The sequence below is a fragment of the Kordia sp. genome (genome assembly GCF_965283645.1).
Lineage (GTDB): Bacteria > Bacteroidota > Bacteroidia > Flavobacteriales > Flavobacteriaceae > Kordia.
Genome location: NZ_CBDIPG010000001.1, coordinates 1920290 through 1937937, shown reverse-complemented (window position 1 = coordinate 1937937; position 17648 = coordinate 1920290). Strand labels below are relative to the sequence as shown.

General features: G+C 33.5%; 15 protein-coding genes. 12 read left to right on the top strand and 3 right to left on the bottom strand.

All coding sequences use genetic code 11. The features are described from left to right. The 12 genes from ACQ654_RS08410 to ACQ654_RS08355 all read left to right on the top strand — a co-directional run bounded on the left by ACQ654_RS08410 (position 1) and on the right by ACQ654_RS08355 (position 15571). Positions 1–1023 carry an FAD:protein FMN transferase gene (locus ACQ654_RS08410; RefSeq protein ID WP_430409875.1) on the top strand — a complete coding sequence of 341 codons (1023 nt, stop codon included), beginning with the start codon at positions 1–3 and terminating at the stop codon, positions 1021–1023. Positions 1024–1148: 125 nt separating this feature from the next. Then, entirely contained in the window at positions 1149–1394 is a 246-nt protein-coding gene (locus ACQ654_RS08405; protein WP_430409874.1) for a hypothetical protein, read from the top strand. Between the two features lie 115 nt (positions 1395–1509). Continuing rightward, positions 1510–1752, top strand: coding sequence for a hypothetical protein (locus ACQ654_RS08400; RefSeq protein ID WP_430409873.1), 243 nt, complete (start codon positions 1510–1512; stop codon positions 1750–1752). Positions 1753–1938: 186 nt separating this feature from the next. After that, positions 1939–3942: a tetratricopeptide repeat-containing sensor histidine kinase gene (locus ACQ654_RS08395; protein WP_430409872.1), complete on the top strand. Its 2004-nt coding sequence runs from the start codon at positions 1939–1941 to the stop codon at positions 3940–3942. A gap of 128 nt (positions 3943–4070) precedes the next feature. Next, a complete protein-coding gene (locus ACQ654_RS08390) occupies positions 4071–7004 on the top strand; it encodes a histidine kinase (protein ID WP_430409871.1) in 2934 nt (977 codons plus the stop codon). 20 nt (positions 7005–7024) lie between these two features. After that, positions 7025–7777 (top strand): LytR/AlgR family response regulator transcription factor, encoded by a 753-nt coding sequence (locus tag ACQ654_RS08385; RefSeq protein ID WP_430409870.1) that lies wholly within the window; start codon positions 7025–7027, stop codon positions 7775–7777. Positions 7778–7946: 169 nt separating this feature from the next. Beyond that, on the top strand, positions 7947–12458 hold the full coding sequence (locus ACQ654_RS08380) for a choice-of-anchor Q domain-containing protein (protein ID WP_430409869.1): 4512 nt from the start codon (positions 7947–7949) through the stop codon (positions 12456–12458). A gap of 34 nt (positions 12459–12492) precedes the next feature. Beyond that, the gene (locus tag ACQ654_RS08375) at positions 12493–13308 is read left to right on the top strand and encodes a T9SS type A sorting domain-containing protein (RefSeq protein WP_430409868.1); all 816 of its coding nucleotides are present in this window, start codon (positions 12493–12495) and stop codon (positions 13306–13308) included. A 157-nt stretch (positions 13309–13465) separates the two neighbouring features. Then, positions 13466–14146, top strand: a complete 681-nt coding sequence (locus ACQ654_RS08370) for a T9SS type A sorting domain-containing protein (RefSeq protein ID WP_430409867.1) — start codon at positions 13466–13468, stop codon at positions 14144–14146. 114 nt (positions 14147–14260) lie between these two features. Next, the gene (locus ACQ654_RS08365) at positions 14261–14581 is read left to right on the top strand and encodes a hypothetical protein (protein ID WP_430409866.1); all 321 of its coding nucleotides are present in this window, start codon (positions 14261–14263) and stop codon (positions 14579–14581) included. Between the two features lie 212 nt (positions 14582–14793). Continuing rightward, on the top strand, positions 14794–15060 hold the full coding sequence (locus ACQ654_RS08360; RefSeq protein ID WP_430409865.1) for a hypothetical protein: 267 nt from the start codon (positions 14794–14796) through the stop codon (positions 15058–15060). Positions 15061–15247: 187 nt separating this feature from the next. After that, entirely contained in the window at positions 15248–15571 is a 324-nt protein-coding gene (locus ACQ654_RS08355; RefSeq protein ID WP_430409864.1) for a GW dipeptide domain-containing protein, read from the top strand. 76 nt (positions 15572–15647) lie between these two features. Here the strand turns inward: ACQ654_RS08355 and ACQ654_RS08350 are convergent, their stop codons facing one another. The 3 genes from ACQ654_RS08350 to ACQ654_RS08340 are packed head-to-tail and all read right to left on the bottom strand — an operon-like array spanning position 15648 to position 17635. Next, the gene (locus tag ACQ654_RS08350; RefSeq protein ID WP_430409863.1) at positions 15648–16415 is read right to left on the bottom strand and encodes a class I SAM-dependent methyltransferase; all 768 of its coding nucleotides are present in this window, start codon (positions 16413–16415) and stop codon (positions 15648–15650) included. Positions 16416–16424: 9 nt separating this feature from the next. Then, positions 16425–17228 carry a type I methionyl aminopeptidase gene (map, locus tag ACQ654_RS08345; RefSeq protein WP_430409862.1) on the bottom strand — a complete coding sequence of 268 codons (804 nt, stop codon included), beginning with the start codon at positions 17226–17228 and terminating at the stop codon, positions 16425–16427. Next, positions 17225–17635: a BT0820 family HAD-type phosphatase gene (locus ACQ654_RS08340; RefSeq protein ID WP_430409861.1), complete on the bottom strand. Its 411-nt coding sequence runs from the start codon at positions 17633–17635 to the stop codon at positions 17225–17227. Before ACQ654_RS08340 ends, map begins: the two co-directional genes overlap by 4 nt. Positions 17636–17648: the final 13 nt, after the last annotated feature.

The window sequence follows — 17648 nt, the reverse complement described above, 5'->3', positions numbered from 1 at the left end:
ATGAAAGCAATTACATTACCCCTATACACATGTATAGCCTTTCTCGTATTATCTTGTGGAAAGCCGCAGGATATTAGTATGCAAACTAATACAGGTTTTGCATTAGGCACTACTTATACGATTCAGTACGAAACGTCAAAAGAAGACATCAACTATCAAAATGAAATAGAAAATGTATTTCATGAAGTAAATCAATCAATCTCTGCATATTTGCCAACTTCTGATATTTCCAGAATTAACAGAGGAGAAAAAAATGTTACGATTGATAATTATTTCAAAACGGTCTATAATTTTTCAAGAGAAGTCTATGAAAAAACAGATGGTTTCTTCGATCCAAGTGTGGGTGCATTAGTAAATGCTTGGGGATTTGGTCCAGAAAAACCAATCAACAATCTTACGCCACAACAATTAGATAGTATTATGACGTTTACTGGATTTGATAAAGTAAGAGTTACCAATGAAGGAAAAGTAATTAAAGAGCATTCTTCCATAACATTTGATTTTAATGCGCTTGGAAAAGGATATGCTATCGATTTAATAGGTAAAATGTTTGATGATAATGGTGTTAAAAACTATATCATTGAAGTTGGTGGCGAAATCTTAACAAAAGGGAAAAACCCACAAAAAGTAAAAAAATGGACGGTTGCTATTGACAGTCCAATTCAAGATAGTGACGAACGTCAATACATAGAATTAATTGCGTTGGAAAACAAAGCAATGGCAACTTCTGGAAACTATAGAAAATTCAGAATAGATCCAGAAACGGGTGATTACTACGTACATATCCTAAATGCAAAAACAGGATATCCAATGAAAAATAATGTGTTAAGTGTTTCTGTAGTTGCAGAAAGTTGTATGATAGCAGACGCATATGCAACGGCGTTTATGGTAATGCCATACGATAAAACAAAGAAGCTTTTAAGCGAATTAAAAGACGTAGATGCATATGTGGTAAGCAGAGATCAATACGGAAACATTCAAAAATACGTTACCAAAGGTTTTCAAGATTTGATCATTCCGTAACAATCTAAAGTCATTATGTAAATAAATGTTAATTAGGGTTTTAGAGTACTATTAGTCGGGTTTTTTATGTGTGATAAAATTTAAATAAAAGTAACTTGTGGTATTAACTTTTAAAATATAATATCATGAAAAAAAAGAACTTCAAACACACAGGACTCAAATTAAACAAAAAGGTAGTTTCTAATCTTTCTTCAGATGAAGTAAAAGGTGGAGGAAGAAGAACATTCTCTTGCTTTGCTGATGCTGACACCAATTGCGGAGCCTTAACAGGTACATGCCTTACAGCTTTAGGTTGTCCATACACAAATACGTGTCCTCCGACAGAATTATGTATTCCATCAATTTCTTGTCAGCCAGCAGGAATTTGCTAATTAACATAACAAAATGTTAACTAAGGTTTTCAAGTAAAAGTTGTGAGGTTTTTTATGAAATAACACAGGGGAATACAAGTAACTTTATAGTATTAACCTATAAAAAAAATTAATCATGAAAAAAAAGAATCTAAAACACAATGGACTTACTTTAAACAAAAACATTATTTCTAACCTAGAATCTGCAGAATTGCAAGGAGGAAGAACACGTTCATGTTTAGCTGATGCAGATACTAACTGCGCTACTGTAGTCTGTGGAACAAATGCCTGTCCAAGTGCGGCTTGTCCAACAAATGGATGCCCTCCGACAGCAAACTGTCAACCAAGTATATCTTGTCAGCCAGTAGGAATTTGCTAAGAAAATAACATCTAATCATTAGTTAAAACGACTTTTAGTACAATTTACTAAAGGTCGTTTTTTATTTTGAAGCTATTCTTAAAAGTGAAATATAAATCACTTTAGAAGTTCATATGATCACTTCAGAAGTTGGTAAGTAAGTTTCGTGAAGAAAACGATCATCTTTATATGTTTTAACAAGAATATATGAATTCGAAGCTTCTATTTTGTATTACATTATGTTTCATCCAATTTGGATTTTCTCAGGAAAAGAAAGTGGATAGTATTAAAAACGTATTATCTAAAATAAAAATTGATTCTGTGCGAATAGTGCGTCACAACGAATTATTAAGTTATTATAGAAATAGAGATGCCAAGTTGCATTACTATCTTATAAACAAAGGATTAGCTGAAAGTGAGAAAGAAAATGATATAAGAAGAAGTGCCAAAATAACAAGAGAATTGGGAGTTTATTATCGCAAAAGAGGACAACTAGACTCTGCAATCATACACTATGACAATTCAATAAAAATGTACCGAAAACTCCAAGATTCTTCGGGAGTTTTAGTTGCTAAAATGTCCAAAGCGAATGTGTTGAAAGCGAAAGGAGATTTCTCGCAGGCAATTACTATTTTCAATGATGCAATCATATTTTTTGAAAAGAAAGGAGATAAAAGCAAGAAAGAACTTTTAATGGTTAAAAATAATTTAGCGGGAGTTTATATTGCAATGAAAGACTGGAAAAATAGTGATAAGTATCTTGAGGAAGTATATAATGATTCATTTACGAAAAAAAATAAAATAATATTGAGCAGTATTTGTATCAATCTTATTGGTGTTAAAACGAAACAAAATCTATTAGATGAAGCTCTAAAATATGCGAAAGAAGCTCTAGAATTTGTGAAAAAACCGCGAAGTCTGGCAAACTTATATACGAATATAGGCGCGATATATGAAAAAAAGAAGAATCATGAATTAGCAGATGTCTACTTTAAAAAAGCACTTGAAAAATACACTACGTTAAAAAGTGCGCATGGAATTCAAAAAAGTTACAACAACATTGGAAACAACTTAACGAAACTAAAAAAATATAAAGAAGCAGAATCCTTTCTATTAAAATCGAATGAATTACTAGAAAAAGGAAATAACATAAACTCTTTATGGCATAACTACGAAATGCTTTCAGCGCTTTATGAAGATACAGGTGACTATAAAAAATCATTAAATTTTGCTAAAAAAGAAGCAATAATCAAAGATTCATTACTAAACATAGAGAAACAAAAGGAAATAGCAAACTACGAAGCTTTATACAAAACTGAAAAAATTGAAAGAGAAAAAGATCTAGCAGAACAAACAGCATTAATTGCAACGTTAGAAAATCAAAAAAATAGAAATCGTTTCATAGGAGCGCTTTTATTGATGATCTTTATTGTAACATCATCGCTATTGTATTTTAGTAGATTAAGAGTTAAAAAGAAAGCTGAATTAGCATTGTTAGAACTTCAAGAGACTAAAAAACGACTCGTCATAGAAAAGCAATATCGCGATTCAGAACTAAAAGCATTAAAAGCACAAATGAATCCACACTTCATATTTAATGCGCTCAATTCAATCCAAGAATACATTATTCTAAATAAGAAAAACTTAGCAAGTGATTACTTGGGTAAATTTGCTGATTTAATTAGAACATACCTAAATCATAGTAACAAAGGTTTAATTCCTTTAGAAGAAGAATTGAAGTGTTTAGAAATGTACTTAGAATTAGAAGAATTACGATTTGAAGAAAAGCTAACATATGTGATTGATGTTGCTGAAGATGTAAACATATGTACAACGTTTATTCCAACAATGTTAATTCAACCATATATAGAAAATGCTTTAAAGCACGGATTATTACATAAAAAAAATGATCGAAAACTAAAAGTGTCTTTATTCAATGCGCTAGATGAAAATAACATTATTTGTGTTATTGAAGACAATGGAATAGGAAGAAAAAAAGCATCAGAAATAAAAGCGATGAAAAGTAAAATGCACGAGTCATTTGGAACAAAAGTAACCAAAGAACGATTAGATTTATTAAACTATGGAAAAACGAATCAAATAGGAGTTCAAATAGAAGATTTGTACGATGCTGAAGAGTCAAAAGGAACAAAAGTAACGATCAGTATGCCGCTTGCAAAAGATGATTCTTTCAGTTATTCAACAACCTAGAAAATAAATAAACGCTATATAGTTATATATTATCCAATCTTTAGAAGCTAATACAGGTGTTCTGCAAAAAGTTTTACAAACATGACTTTTAAAATTGTAATTTTGAAAATTATAATATTTTAGACAAATTGATAAAAAATATATACTACCTATTCATACTTCTATTTGCAGGTTCCGTATTTGGACAACATCCAACATACATACAGTTTTCTGAAAAAGACGGTTTGCCAGATATTGAGTTTTACAATAGTATAGAAGATTCAAAAGGATTTATTTGGTTGGCAGCCAATAAAGGATTCTATCGGTATGATGGAAATCAATTTAAACTCTACACAAACAAAGAAAAAAGAGGTTTGTCAGTTTTTGAGCCAGTAGAAGATTCTGAAGGAAAAATTTGGTGTACTAACATTTCTGGACAATTTTTTTATGTAGAAAATGATAAACTCATCACGTTTATTGATTTAAAAAAAGAAGTCAAAGGGCGACTTGGAAGTTTTTTTATTACTGATAAACACTTATTGGTATTTGCGTATCAAGCAATTTATAAAATTTCATTAGAAACAAGGGAAATTGAAACACGTATGGAAATTGGATATCCTCTATTAGGAAATCCTTACAGATATGGAAACGAAATATATGTAACCGCAGGAGAAAGCATTGTTGCCTTAGATTTAGAATTAAATATAATCAAAAAAAACACCTCAGAAGCCATTTATAACGACTTGTCAAAGCGAAGTATAGGAATGCCCTTAGTTACGGGATACAAGGGGAAAATGTATCTAAAATTTATTGATAGAAACAGTCAGTCGTATCTATATTTATTCGATTTAAATTCAGGTCAGTATGAAGAACTTAAATTGGAAGCAGCGTTGAAAAATAGTGAGATTGCTACGATTAGTTTTTACAATGATGAAATGTTGATTTCGTCTTCTAGTGGACTTTGGATATATACTTTGAAAAACGGGAAAATAACGTATAAAAATAGGTATTTCGGAAATGAATATGTTTCAAAAGTAATCATTGATAGAAGTGAAAATTACTGGGCTACAACGCTTCGAAATGGTGTGTTTGTAATTCCAAATATCAACAATAGTGACTACAATATGTTAGATGGTATTGATGGTTTTGAATGTATAGAAAAAATAGATGAAGAATCATTTTTCTTTGGAATGGCTAACGGAAAAGCAGGATTGTACAATATCAATACCAATAAAATAACGCTCATTGATCTGAAAAAGCATACACCAATAAAAGCCGTTTTTTACCATAAAGCACACAAAAAACTGTACATCAGTCAGCAAGATCAAGGAATTGTGTATGATTTTGAGACAAAAAAAATAACGACAAATCGTGATTTTTTCAATGCAAGAAGTTTATCGTATGTAGACGAAAATACGTTTCTTATTGCCGATTACAGAGGTGCAGTTAGAATGAAAAATAATCGGAAAGAAGCTCGGTTAGGGTTTTCAAGATCATATTTTGGTTTTCATGATACCATTAGTAAAAACAGTTACGTTTCTTATATGGACGATTTAATAAAATATGATTCAACATTAAGCGCAAAAAAGATTTACGATAAAGGGAAAAAAATTCATGCTGTAGATATTACAAAAACGGACGATGGTACTATTTGGGCTTCAACCTTTAAAGATGGTTTGTATGGTATTAAAAACGATAGTGTTATTGTAAGTTATACAACGGAAAATGGATTGGCTTCCAATTTTACTCAAAAAATAAAAGGTGATGGAAATTCATTATGGATTGTTACTACCAAAGGAATTCAATTGCTAGATGTTAAAGCAAAAACGTTCAAAATACTAACCAAAGGTGATGGCATAAGGACATATTTAATTAACGGAATTATTCCTTTTAAAAACAACGTTATCTTCTCTACCAATAATGGTATTTTTTCAATTAATAGGGAAACAGCCTTTCAACAAAGAGCCAAACCAGAAATATACTTTACAGGCATTCAAATCAATGAAAAAGATACGCTACTTCAAAAAAAATACACACTTCCACATTATCAAAATGCGATAAAACTAAGTTTCAATTCAAATGGTTTTCGATCTAAAGAACACATTCGTTATACAAGTAGATTGTTAGGGTTTAATGACGATTGGATTCCTGTTGATGAAGGTATCGATTTTGTAAAATACAATAGTTTGCCAGTAGGAAATTATACGTTTCAGGTAAAAGCGAAATCGACCTCGTTGGCAGGTGAATCTGAAATTGAATCGATTCAAATTGCGATAAAAAATCCTTTTTGGAAACGCCCTTGGTTTATTCTGAGTGCTGTAATATCTGCATTATTGTTGATAATCCTCTACTACAAAAACATTCTTAAAAAACGTGACAAGCAAAAAAATAAAGAACTCGAAAAACTAGCACAAGAACGCGAATTGGTATTTTTAAAATTAGAAAACTTGCGTTCACAGATGAATCCGCATTTTATATTCAATGCGCTAAACTCGATTCAAGAATACATTATTCTCAACAAAAAAAATCTGGCAAGTGATTACTTAGGGAAATTTGCCGATTTAATACGAACCTATCTCAATCACAGTAACAGAGGTGTTATTTCTTTACAGGATGAAATTGACTGTTTAGAAATGTATTTAGAATTAGAAGAATTACGTTTTGAAGACAAGCTCATTTATTCAATTCAGATTGATAAAAGTATAGATACAGAAGCAACTACGATTCCTACAATGTTAATTCAGCCATATGTTGAAAATGCTTTAAAACATGGATTGTTACACAAAAAAGACAATAGGATCCTTAAAATTTCATTAAAAACTTCCGATAAAAATGATACTATAATTTGTATTATAGAAGATAATGGAGTTGGTAGAAAAAAAGCACTAGAAATAAAAGAGAAAAAAGATAAAATACACAAATCTTTTGGTACACAAGCCACACAAGATCGATTGGATTTACTCAATTACGGAAAAGAAAAGCAAGTAGGAGTTTCCATTGAAGATTTGTATAATGATCACACAAAACAACCAAACGGAACCAAAGTAATCATTACCATTCCAATCACAAAACTAAAGTCATAAGTTCATATAGAAATAAACGAATGAAAGTAATTATCATAGACGACGAACGAAAAGCTAGAAACTTACTCAATATCTTAATTTCTGAAAACTGTCCTAAAATCACAGAAATCTTTGAAGCTGAAGATTTATTATCAGGAATTGAATTGATCAAAAAAGAGCAACCACAAATTGTATTCTTAGACATTGAAATGCCACAACATTCTGGGTTAGAAATCTTAAATTTTATAGAAAAAGACAACTTTAATTTCGAAATTATCTTTACAACTGCGTACAGCGAATATGCCATCAAAGCATTTCAACTCTCAGCTATTGATTACTTACTAAAACCTGTACGCGCAACACAAATTCAAGAAACTGTTGAAAAAGCACTCAAACACATTGGAAAATCGCAAATCAACATCAAACTAGAAGAACTCAAAAAAAGCTTGGCATCATCAAACTTCAACAAAATTGGGTTGCCATTTTCGGACGGTTTCAAATTTGTAGACTTCAACGAAATCATCTTATTAGAAGCTGATGGAATGTACACCAAAATAACCACTGTCAACGAATCTGGAATCTTAGTTAGCAAGCCATTAAAACACTTCGTTTCCTTACTCATAAAAGTAAAAACATTCTACAGACCACACCGTTCCTACCTTATCAATCTCAAATACATCAAAGAATATATCAAAAAAGATGGCGGTTATATCATCATGGATAATAACGAAACAGTTTCCATCTCAAAAGATAAAAAAGAAGAGTTTCTAGCTATTGTTCAAAACATTGGATAGCTTTTTTTGAAAGAAAAAACGCAAATACACTTTAGATAAATCTGAAAAAATCATTCTCAAAAAAATACTGAAAAACGTTTAGCAACTCAAAACTAACTTTCAGAAGATCATAAGAAATACATATAGTAAGCCAGATACTTTTGCTTCATAAACTATAAATTATATTATAATGAAGACAAAAGTATTTTCCCTATTTCTCTTTATAATAAGTATCTCATTTGCACAAATTCCAACCAGCGGATTAACACATGAATACCTATTTACAAACGGAAGCTACAACACAACTGTTGGGTCTGATAACTTAACGCAATCTGGCGGAACAATAGCAACAGTGGCAGACCGTGAAGGCGCGCCAACAAATGCTATCGAACTAAATAACTCTTTTCTATTCACACCGCAAGTAGCGCCAACCAATAGAGCTTCCATAAGTTTTTGGATTAAAACAAATACAAACGATACATTTGATCGCGCAATAATTGATTATCACAAACGTAATGCGCGAATTCCAACAAGTACAGAAATTGGTTTCTTTTTAGCCTTAGATGAAGGGAAAATTGATCTCAATGCAAATTATCGCTACGGATATAACTTCATGCAAGCCTCTGAAAGTACCTTCTATACAGGAGCACACGGTTTTCGTAGTAATGCTTTTGTAGCTGATAACGACTGGCATCATATCGTACTAACCATAGACAATGGCGCACTAAACGGAAACATACACTATGAATACAATCTTTACATCGATGGTGTTTTAGACAATACATTAACACGAACAAGTACGCCGCCGGCACAATCAGGACAAATTTATGGTCAATTATCTACTTTAGAACGAATTACAGCAGGAAATAACAGAAACGGAAATCTAATTTCCGATCGTGTGTACGGAGATGCTATTGATGACATTCGTCGCTACACCAGAACCTTAAGTTCGGCAGAAGTAAACGCATTATACAATGATGCTGATAGTTGTATTCCAACGCAATTAACTGCAACGGATGTACAATCAAGTTCAGTCGATTTATCTTGGATGGCAACACCAGATCAAACTTCTTGGGACGTTTCCTATACAACTTCAGGTGGCAATCCTAGCACAGGAACCATCGTTTCAAATGTTGGTGCAAGTCCATATACATTAAACGGTTTATTGCCTACAACGGCTTATGATATCTATGTAAGGAGTACATGTAACGGAATCTTATCAGGTTGGTCAGATGTAGCTTCAATCACAACGACTGCCGTACAAGAAATAATCTATGTTGATATTGATGCAACAGGTGCTAATGATGGTTCTAGCTGGGCAAATGCGTATACAGGCTTAAATGATGCACTTTCAGGAATTCCTGTTGGAACAGAACGCGCCATTTGGATAGCTGATGGAACATACACACCAACAACCACAAATGCAGATCCAAGAATGGCAACATTTACCGTTCCAACACTCGTAAAAATATATGGAGGTTTCAACGGAACAGAAACCATGTTGTCACAACGTGATCCTGCAATCAATATCACAAAACTTAGCGGAGACTTGCAAGGAAATGACAACGGAACACTTACAACCACAGAAACGACACGAACAGATAATGCATATCATATCATATCACTAAGAGAAGACATGACAGATGTAGTAGTAGATGGTCTTACTATTTCAGATGCAAATCCTTCTGGAGGAGGAACTTTTACAGGAAATGTAGCAAACCGTATCAATAATGGAACTGGTGGTGCAGTATACGTAGCCTTGGTAAATACAGCTGAAAGAGTAGAAGCTAAATTTAATAACTGTATCTTAGAAAATAATACAGGAGATAACGGAGCCGTTTTTGGAACATACATACAAAACGGAAATGCTTCTGTAAGCTACCAAGTAGATTTTACAAATTCTAAAATACGTTCCAATTACAGTCGATTAGCACCAATAATGTTATATTATGGACAGAATGGTGCAACAATCTCAGGTCAAATAGTCAACAGCGTATTTACAAACAATACAACACCAACCTCTAGAAATACAGGTTCATGCTTAGGAATTGGACGTGTAAATGGTTCGGCAAGCGTAGTACAAGTAGACGTTATCAACTCAACATTCACAAACAATTCAGCGCAAAGCGGACAAGTAATTACAGCTTCTGGAGCTGCAGAATTATCAACAATTAGCAACTGTATTATTTATGGAAACGGAAGCAGTACGCCACTACAATTTGTTACAGCACCATTTCCACCAGTAAACAACTCAATTGTAGAAGGCGGACAACAAGGCGGAACTAATCTAGATCCTTTATTTACAAGTGCTACCGACTTTACATTACAACTGAATTCACCAGCAATTAACGCAGGGAATAATAGCTTTTTGCCTGTAGATATTACAGAAGACATAGATGGAAATCAACGTATTTTTGACACTACTGTAGATATGGGAGCGTATGAATTTACCGCGAATTGTGGCGAATTCTTCAACATAACACTTACACCAAGTGCAACCGTTGCTACAGAAGCTACACTAACTTGGAATCATCCGTTTGATTCAGGAGATACATTTGATGTAGTATACGTTGTAAGCGGAATGCCAATTGGAAGCGGAACAACAATCAATGGAATCTCTGGAAACAGTCAATTACTTACAGGATTAAGTTCTAACTTTTATGACATTTACTTACGTGCAAACTGTTCAGGAAGTCCAAGCGCATACGAATTACATACGCTAGGGTTTAAAGTGCCAATCTTTGTAAATGCAAGTGCTACTGGCGCAGACAATGGAAGTGGCTGGACAAACGCATATACTTCACTCGAAACTGCTTTGACTGTTGCCAGTAATGATGATGTAATTTGGGTGGCTGCCGGAACCTACAAACCAGCAGGAACAAGTCGTTTAAACTCTTTCATGATCACAAATGACAACCTAACAATTTATGGAGGATTCAACGGAACGGAAACACAACTCTCTCAGCGCGATTTTAGAGCTAATGAAACTATTCTTTCTGGTGATGTAAATGATGATGATACTGTAGTTACTTTCAGCGGTGGCGGACGTAATGAAAACTTATATCATGTTGTTGAGGTTACTGGACAAAGTCTTACCCTTGACGGAATAGTAATTTCTGGAGGACAAGCAACTGCAAGTTCTGGAGACGATCGTTTTGGTGCAGGAATCTACAAAGATGTTGGTGTTGATAATTTAGTTGTTACAAACAGTAAATTTCGTAACAATGTATCCATTGGTGGTTCTTCAATATTTGCGCGTTGTGCCAATGGAGAAACAATAAGTGTGTTGAACAGTATCTTTCATGATAACTTAGGTACGTATGCGGCAGGATTATACGCTATAAACGGAAACAATGTTAGTTATACAGTAACACTTGCAAACAGTTTATTCTATAACAATACAACTAGAAACTCAGGATCGAACCTAGGATTTACAGGAAGTTCTGTTTGGTTACGTGCCAATGGTACAAGTAGTTCATTAACGTCAACAGTAACCAACTGTACATTTGTGGACAACACAGATATCGGAACGCGTGCATCAACAAACAGAGGAACATTCAGCGCAAGTCGTTCTGGTACAGCAAATCATACGGTTGTAGTTTCTAATTCAGTATTTTACGGAAATAGAGGTGCTAACAATGCTGTTACTCGTGTAATCACAAACGGTCATACGATCATTGCTAATTCGATTACAGTAAATAACGCAATAGATGAAAATAACTTTGTAGGTGTTCCAGCTGGAAGTCAAACAAATACATCCAACGCAAATCCTTTGTTCACAGATGCAGCTAATGGAGATTACACATTAACAGCTTCGTCGCCAGCAATCAATGCCGGAAACAATACGTTTGTAATTGGTACAACAGATGTAGCGAACAACAATCGTGTAGAAGATACAACGGTAGACATAGGAGCGTACGAATACGCTGCAGCAACTTCAGTATTGCTATCGCCAAGAGTCTTTTTACAAGGACCAATGTTAGGAGGAAATGCTATTATGAATGACGATTTAAGAGCCGGAAATGATTTGCCAACAACATCTCCGTACGCAGATGGAGCCACATGTGATGCTGCTGTATTTACTGTGACAGGAAATGATGCTATTATAGATTGGATTTGGGTAGAATTAAGAGACGTTACAACCAATACAATAATCTTAGATTCACAATCAGCATTACTACAACGTGATGGTGATGTCGTTGCAGTAGATGGTACTTCTTCTTTACTCTTCAATCAATCGGTAGGAAGCTATTACGTAGTACTAAAACACAGAAACCACTTAGGAGTTATGACAAATAATACCATTAGTTTAAGCGGAACAACTGCGATAGTAGACTTTACAGACGCAAACAATCAAATCACGTTTGGAAGCAACTCACAAACTACTTTTGGGATGCCAAGCGGCATAACTGCAATGTGGGCAGGAAATGTAAATGGTGATGATATCGTACAATATTCAGGAACTACTCCAGATACTCCTAGTATCTTATCACAAGTATTAAATGATGCAGGAAACTTCCTCAATTTCCCTACATATATATCAGAAGGTTACAATGTTCATGATATCAATATGGATGGTAATACACAATACACAGGAACTACACCTGATACGCCTTTAATTCTTCAAAACGTATTAGCGCATCCAGGAAACTTTTTAAACTTTAGTACGTATCAAATTCAAGAACAACTTCCAGAAAATTAAAAAATTAAATACTACAATTAGATAGCAAAATACGATGAAAAAAAATATATTATTAAGTCTACTAACACTGATGTGTACATGTTTTATGCATCAAATATATGCACAAGATGGATATACGTATACTTTACAGCACAACAGTGGCTATAGTTTTACAGTACAAGCAGTGCCCAATACAAGTGCTAATAATTTTGCTACTTCGGTGCAGAGTTACGGATTCACATTAGTACTACCAGATGGTGTTACCATTACAACGGTATCTTCGTTAGGAGGAGCTGCGAGTTCTACATTTTTTGATGGCAATAATGTAGGAGCGCCTAACATTGATGGATACCTAGTTACAGAAACTTTAGGGAGTCCTGTATCATTAGCCGCGCCATCTGCAGCTACAAATTCAGACATGTTTACATTCACTGTAAATGGTAATCCAGTAAATGGAGAATTAAAAATTTTAGAAAACAACTCAGCATTGGCAAATTCAGTCACATCACTAAAATCGTTTATGCAAGCAGATATGGTAGACGATGGATCAGCGCAGTACATCAATGTAGTAGATTCAAGCGCATCAGCAGTTTCAGGAATGAGTACATTTAACTTTGCTACACTAAGTACAACTGATGTACAGCTTTTAGAAGATAACGTAAAAATTTACCCTAATCCGACATCAAATAGTATCAATATTCAAACCAATAGTATCATAAAAAGTGTTGCAATTTACAATCTATTAGGAAAGAAAGTATTGCAAGCTACAGAAACAAATATAAATGTTACAGGGCTTTCGCAAGGAATGTACATTTTGAAAATTACTTCCGTAGAAGGTGCAGAAATTACCAAACGTTTTATCAAGCAATAATTTATAGTTTACATTATTGTATAAATCCTGTAAGTGCTAATAATACTTGCAGGTTTTTTTTGGTTTAGCAGTTGAAAAATGACTTTCAGAAACTGCTAAGCTCATTTTTAAGAGTCAACAAGTAGATTCGCTTAATTAACTGACAAAATTGTGCTACATGAAGAATATATACATTGTTTTTACGCTCCTTAGTTTGCTATGTTTAGAAGGACACGCGCAAATTACGTTTAGAGGTTGTACAGGTGCTATGGGATCACAAGACTTTGTGTTAACCAATACTGATACAAACACAGATGCAGGTATTGTTAGAAATACATACGAAAGTACACCGCTAAACTTCGGGCAAAGTTGTCCTGCAGGAGTTTGCGAAATGCGAATTATTTGGAATGATGTAGCAGATAGATGGGAAATGCAATTAGACAATGATGGCCCCGTAAATATGCCAAATTATTCAACAGGGATTTTATACTTCAGCACAACAGCTTCACATCCGAATCCACCAGATATTAGTTCTGGAAATTGGCAAAGTGCTGGGTTTTGCCCAGATGCTATTAGTACGATGAGTGGAGATGTTGATGATGGTACAACACTGGGATTAACAACACTTGACGTGGAAAATAAGATCATAAAAATCTATCCAAATCCAACGAAAGGCATTTTAAAAATTAAATCAGAAATCGCAATAAAAAAAATAACCATTCATTCCATTATAGGAGCAAAAATATTTACAACAAGTGAACTTGCATTTGATGTTTCAAACTTGCAAACTGGAATCTATATGATGAACATAGAAACAATCAATGGTGATCTCATAACAAAACGTATCATCAAACAATAATGCCCAAGCCAACAATTGCAAGCCATTTCTGGGAAAAGCAATCGGATTGAAACATAGCAGTTCGATTGTTTTTTCAAAAATCGAATCAAATAAAACAACTTAATAACAATCTATATGAAATTAACACTCATCACAGTAAGTATATTGGCAATGCTTTCTTTTGTAGAAATACAGCAAGATGCTATACCAACAATTGAAAATACAGCAGAAATCTACGGACGTAGTTTTTCGCTTATAAACGATACAAAAAATAAAATTTACATCTACACAGGAACTGGATATGTAACCTTAAACAAAGGAAGCAAAACAAGCATTTCTTGTAAAGTTGGAAAAACGGTGCACTGGGCTAACAAAGGAAAAAAAGGAGCTATAATTTTCAAAATCACAAGTGATATGTGTGGCGAAACGGTAAAACTTTCCAAAGTGATGGATTAATTAGGATACAGAAAAATATTTTTTAAAAGGGGAAGGAAGTGAAAACTTTCTTTAGTATTTAAAAGAGAATCTACCTCGATGGATTCTCTTTTTTTGGTTTAGTATAAAAAATGTTAAGTATGGTTTTACATATTATTTAGTATGGTCTTATGTTCTTAAAACTAGTTGGGATAGCTTAAATTATAAGTATAAACCAAATAAAAAATAGAATCATGAAAAAAAAGAATTTAAATCACAAGGGACTAAATTTAAACAAAAGCATTATATCTAGTTTGAAATCAGCAGATGTAAAAGGAGGCGCGACAAATTCTTGCCTTATAGATGTTGATACAAATTGTGCTAAAACCGTTGGTTGCAACTTTACCAATAACTGTCCACAGACAAATACTTGTCCGCCAACAAATGGCTGTCCGCCACAAACAATTAACTGTCCAAGTCTATTTCTATCTTGCTCGTGCCCACAAATGGGAATCTGTTAATTGTATGATAGTAACTTAAAAATAGTAACCACTAGATTTGTAAAGTTTAGTGGTTATTTTTTATCTTATATTCTGAAATAGTTAGATATGAAAACGAAATACATTGTGTAGAGTGAAGAAAACTTATGTTTGTGTGATGTCAAGTTTTACTAATTTGACAAGTATCCTTAAAATAATCAGAACTGTCATGAGCATATTTATAATAATTTCTATGCTATGTAGTCTGACTTCGTGTGAAGAAAAAAATGATTCGAAAAAAGAAATTTCCTTTATAGCTGTAATTGATAGTAGCAACGCAACAAAAGGCGGAATATACATAAATGGATATGTTGTTGAGATAGATTATGACGAAGTGAAAAAATTAAACGGAAAGAAAGTAAGAATAACAGGAAAAACGAAAACTGAAAAAGGTGTAGATAATACGTCAAAAGGAAATAATGAAATCATAAAACAAGGTCGTTCTAAAGATGTGATTCATATTGTAACTCCAAAGATTGAGATTATAAATTAATTCAAAAAAACGAAAAAAAATAGCATTCAGCAAAGCCACTATAAAGAACTCAATACCAAAATCTCATTACTCACTACTATTTTTTAAAGCAAACAGGAATAATTTCACCTTCCATTAAGCAATACTTATCTAATTCTTCAACGGTGAAAGTAGCCGTATAATCTTCCTCTTTTACAATGAATCCGATACTTCGAAGTTTATCAAAATAATCAAGTCCATAGACGCGCACATGATCGTACTGACCAAAAATTTCCGTACGTTCTTTTTCTCCTGTAATAGAATCGTCTTCAAAGGTAACGTCACGTTCTAAATCTTGTGGAATTTGTAAAATTGCCATGCCGCCAGGTTTCAAAATACGATACAATTCTTGCATGGCTTTTGTATCATCTGGAATATGTTCTAACACATGATTGCATAAAATGGTGTCAAACGAATTGTCTTCAAACGGCAAATCGCAAATATCAGCTTTTACATCTGCTAATGGTGAAAATAAATCTGTAGTTGTATAGTCTAAATTTTCTTGCTTTCTAAACCGTTTGTAAAATGCTTGTTCAGGAGCAAAATGCAATACTTTTTGTGGTTTTATAAAGAAATCGGTTTCTCTTTGTAAATACAACCACAACAGTCTATGACGTTCTAAAGACAGCGTGCTTGGCGATAATGCATTTTCACGATTGATGGCATATCCATACGATAAAAACGTTCGAAAACTTTTCCCATCAATAGGATCGGTGAATCTGTTTCCTTTTAATACAAATGTAATAATTGGACGAACCCAATAACTCATCTTTATCAAAAGTGGTCTTGGAATTGTATTTAATATGTATTTAAAAAGGTTTTTCACAAAAGCGATTTAGGATCTAAATTCTGCTTCTTCGTCACTTTTAATACCTAACGCATCATAAATATATTGGAAGGTTGAAAGTAATTCAGGTTTTCCGTTTACAATAGCAACATCGTGTTCAAAATGTGCGCTTGGTTTTCCGTCACGTGTTAAAATTGTCCAACCATCACGTAATTGTTTTATGTTTTTTGTACCCATGTTAATCATAGGTTCAATGGCAACGACCATTCCTTCTATGAATTTTTTTCCACGTCCGCGACGACCGTAGTTAGGCATTTCAGGATCTTCGTGCATTTTTCTTCCCAATCCATGACCAACCAACTCACGAACAACACCATACCCATGTGCTTCTGTATATTGCTGAATTGCGTAGCCAACATCACCAACACGATTTCCAATTTTCAATTCGCGAATTCCTGCGTATAAAGATTCTTTCGTTACGGTCAATAATTTGGTTACTTCAATTGGCACTTCTCCAACAGGGAACGTATATGCATGATCTCCGTAGTAATCATTTTTAATAGCGCCACAATCTATGGAGATAATATCACCTTCTACTAATGGAGTATTGTTTGGAATTCCATGTACAACTTGTGCATTGGGACTCATACATAGTGTATTTGGAAAATCGTACAAACCTAAAAACCCAGGAATTGCACCTTCTTCACGAATGAATTCTTCTGCTAATTTGTCTAAGTATAATGTTGTAACACCAGGTTTTACTTCACTGGCTAACATTCCTAATGTTTTGGAAACAACTAATGCGCTTTCTCGCATTAATTCTATTTCTTCTTTTGTCTTTGCTATGATCATTTTTTCAGAAAGGAAAACAATCCTTTTTTCTTTTTTAATTGTACGTTCGGTGTTTCTTTGGTGAGCAATTGATAAATTTCGCCCCAACCTATAAACCCACCAATATTTCTATCATCAATAAAATAGTCCGCATTAATTTTTCTGCTTACGTTGCCTTCAAATATTTCTTCTGGATAACTATTATTTACAGCATAAAAAACAATACCGTTGTCTTTACAGAAATCAACAGCTTCTTGTAATTTTCTTCCAGATCTGTACGTCCATAAAATTAAACGATGTCCATCTTGTTCCAATCGCTTTAACGTTTCAAACGCAAATAGTTGAGGAGCACCAATTTTAGGATATGCATCTTCTACAATAGTTCCATCAAAATCAACCGCTATTAATAAGCTCTCGTTAGCAATCATTATTCTTCCTATT

Coding starts and splice junctions, on each gene's coding strand:
- ACQ654_RS08410 (WP_430409875.1), top strand. CDS start 1: ATGAAAGCAATTACATTACCCCTATACACATGTATAGCCTTTCTCGTA.
- ACQ654_RS08405 (WP_430409874.1), top strand. CDS start 1,149: ATGAAAAAAAAGAACTTCAAACACACAGGACTCAAATTAAACAAAAAG.
- ACQ654_RS08400 (WP_430409873.1), top strand. CDS start 1,510: ATGAAAAAAAAGAATCTAAAACACAATGGACTTACTTTAAACAAAAAC.
- ACQ654_RS08395 (WP_430409872.1), top strand. CDS start 1,939: ATGAATTCGAAGCTTCTATTTTGTATTACATTATGTTTCATCCAATTT.
- ACQ654_RS08385 (WP_430409870.1), top strand. CDS start 7,025: ATGAAAGTAATTATCATAGACGACGAACGAAAAGCTAGAAACTTACTC.
- ACQ654_RS08380 (WP_430409869.1), top strand. CDS start 7,947: ATGAAGACAAAAGTATTTTCCCTATTTCTCTTTATAATAAGTATCTCA.
- ACQ654_RS08375 (WP_430409868.1), top strand. CDS start 12,493: ATGAAAAAAAATATATTATTAAGTCTACTAACACTGATGTGTACATGT.
- ACQ654_RS08370 (WP_430409867.1), top strand. CDS start 13,466: ATGAAGAATATATACATTGTTTTTACGCTCCTTAGTTTGCTATGTTTA.
- ACQ654_RS08365 (WP_430409866.1), top strand. CDS start 14,261: ATGAAATTAACACTCATCACAGTAAGTATATTGGCAATGCTTTCTTTT.
- ACQ654_RS08360 (WP_430409865.1), top strand. CDS start 14,794: ATGAAAAAAAAGAATTTAAATCACAAGGGACTAAATTTAAACAAAAGC.
- ACQ654_RS08355 (WP_430409864.1), top strand. CDS start 15,248: ATGAGCATATTTATAATAATTTCTATGCTATGTAGTCTGACTTCGTGT.
- map (WP_430409862.1), bottom strand. CDS start 17,228: ATGATCATAGCAAAGACAAAAGAAGAAATAGAATTAATGCGAGAAAGC.
- ACQ654_RS08340 (WP_430409861.1), bottom strand. CDS start 17,635: ATGATTGCTAACGAGAGCTTATTAATAGCGGTTGATTTTGATGGAACT.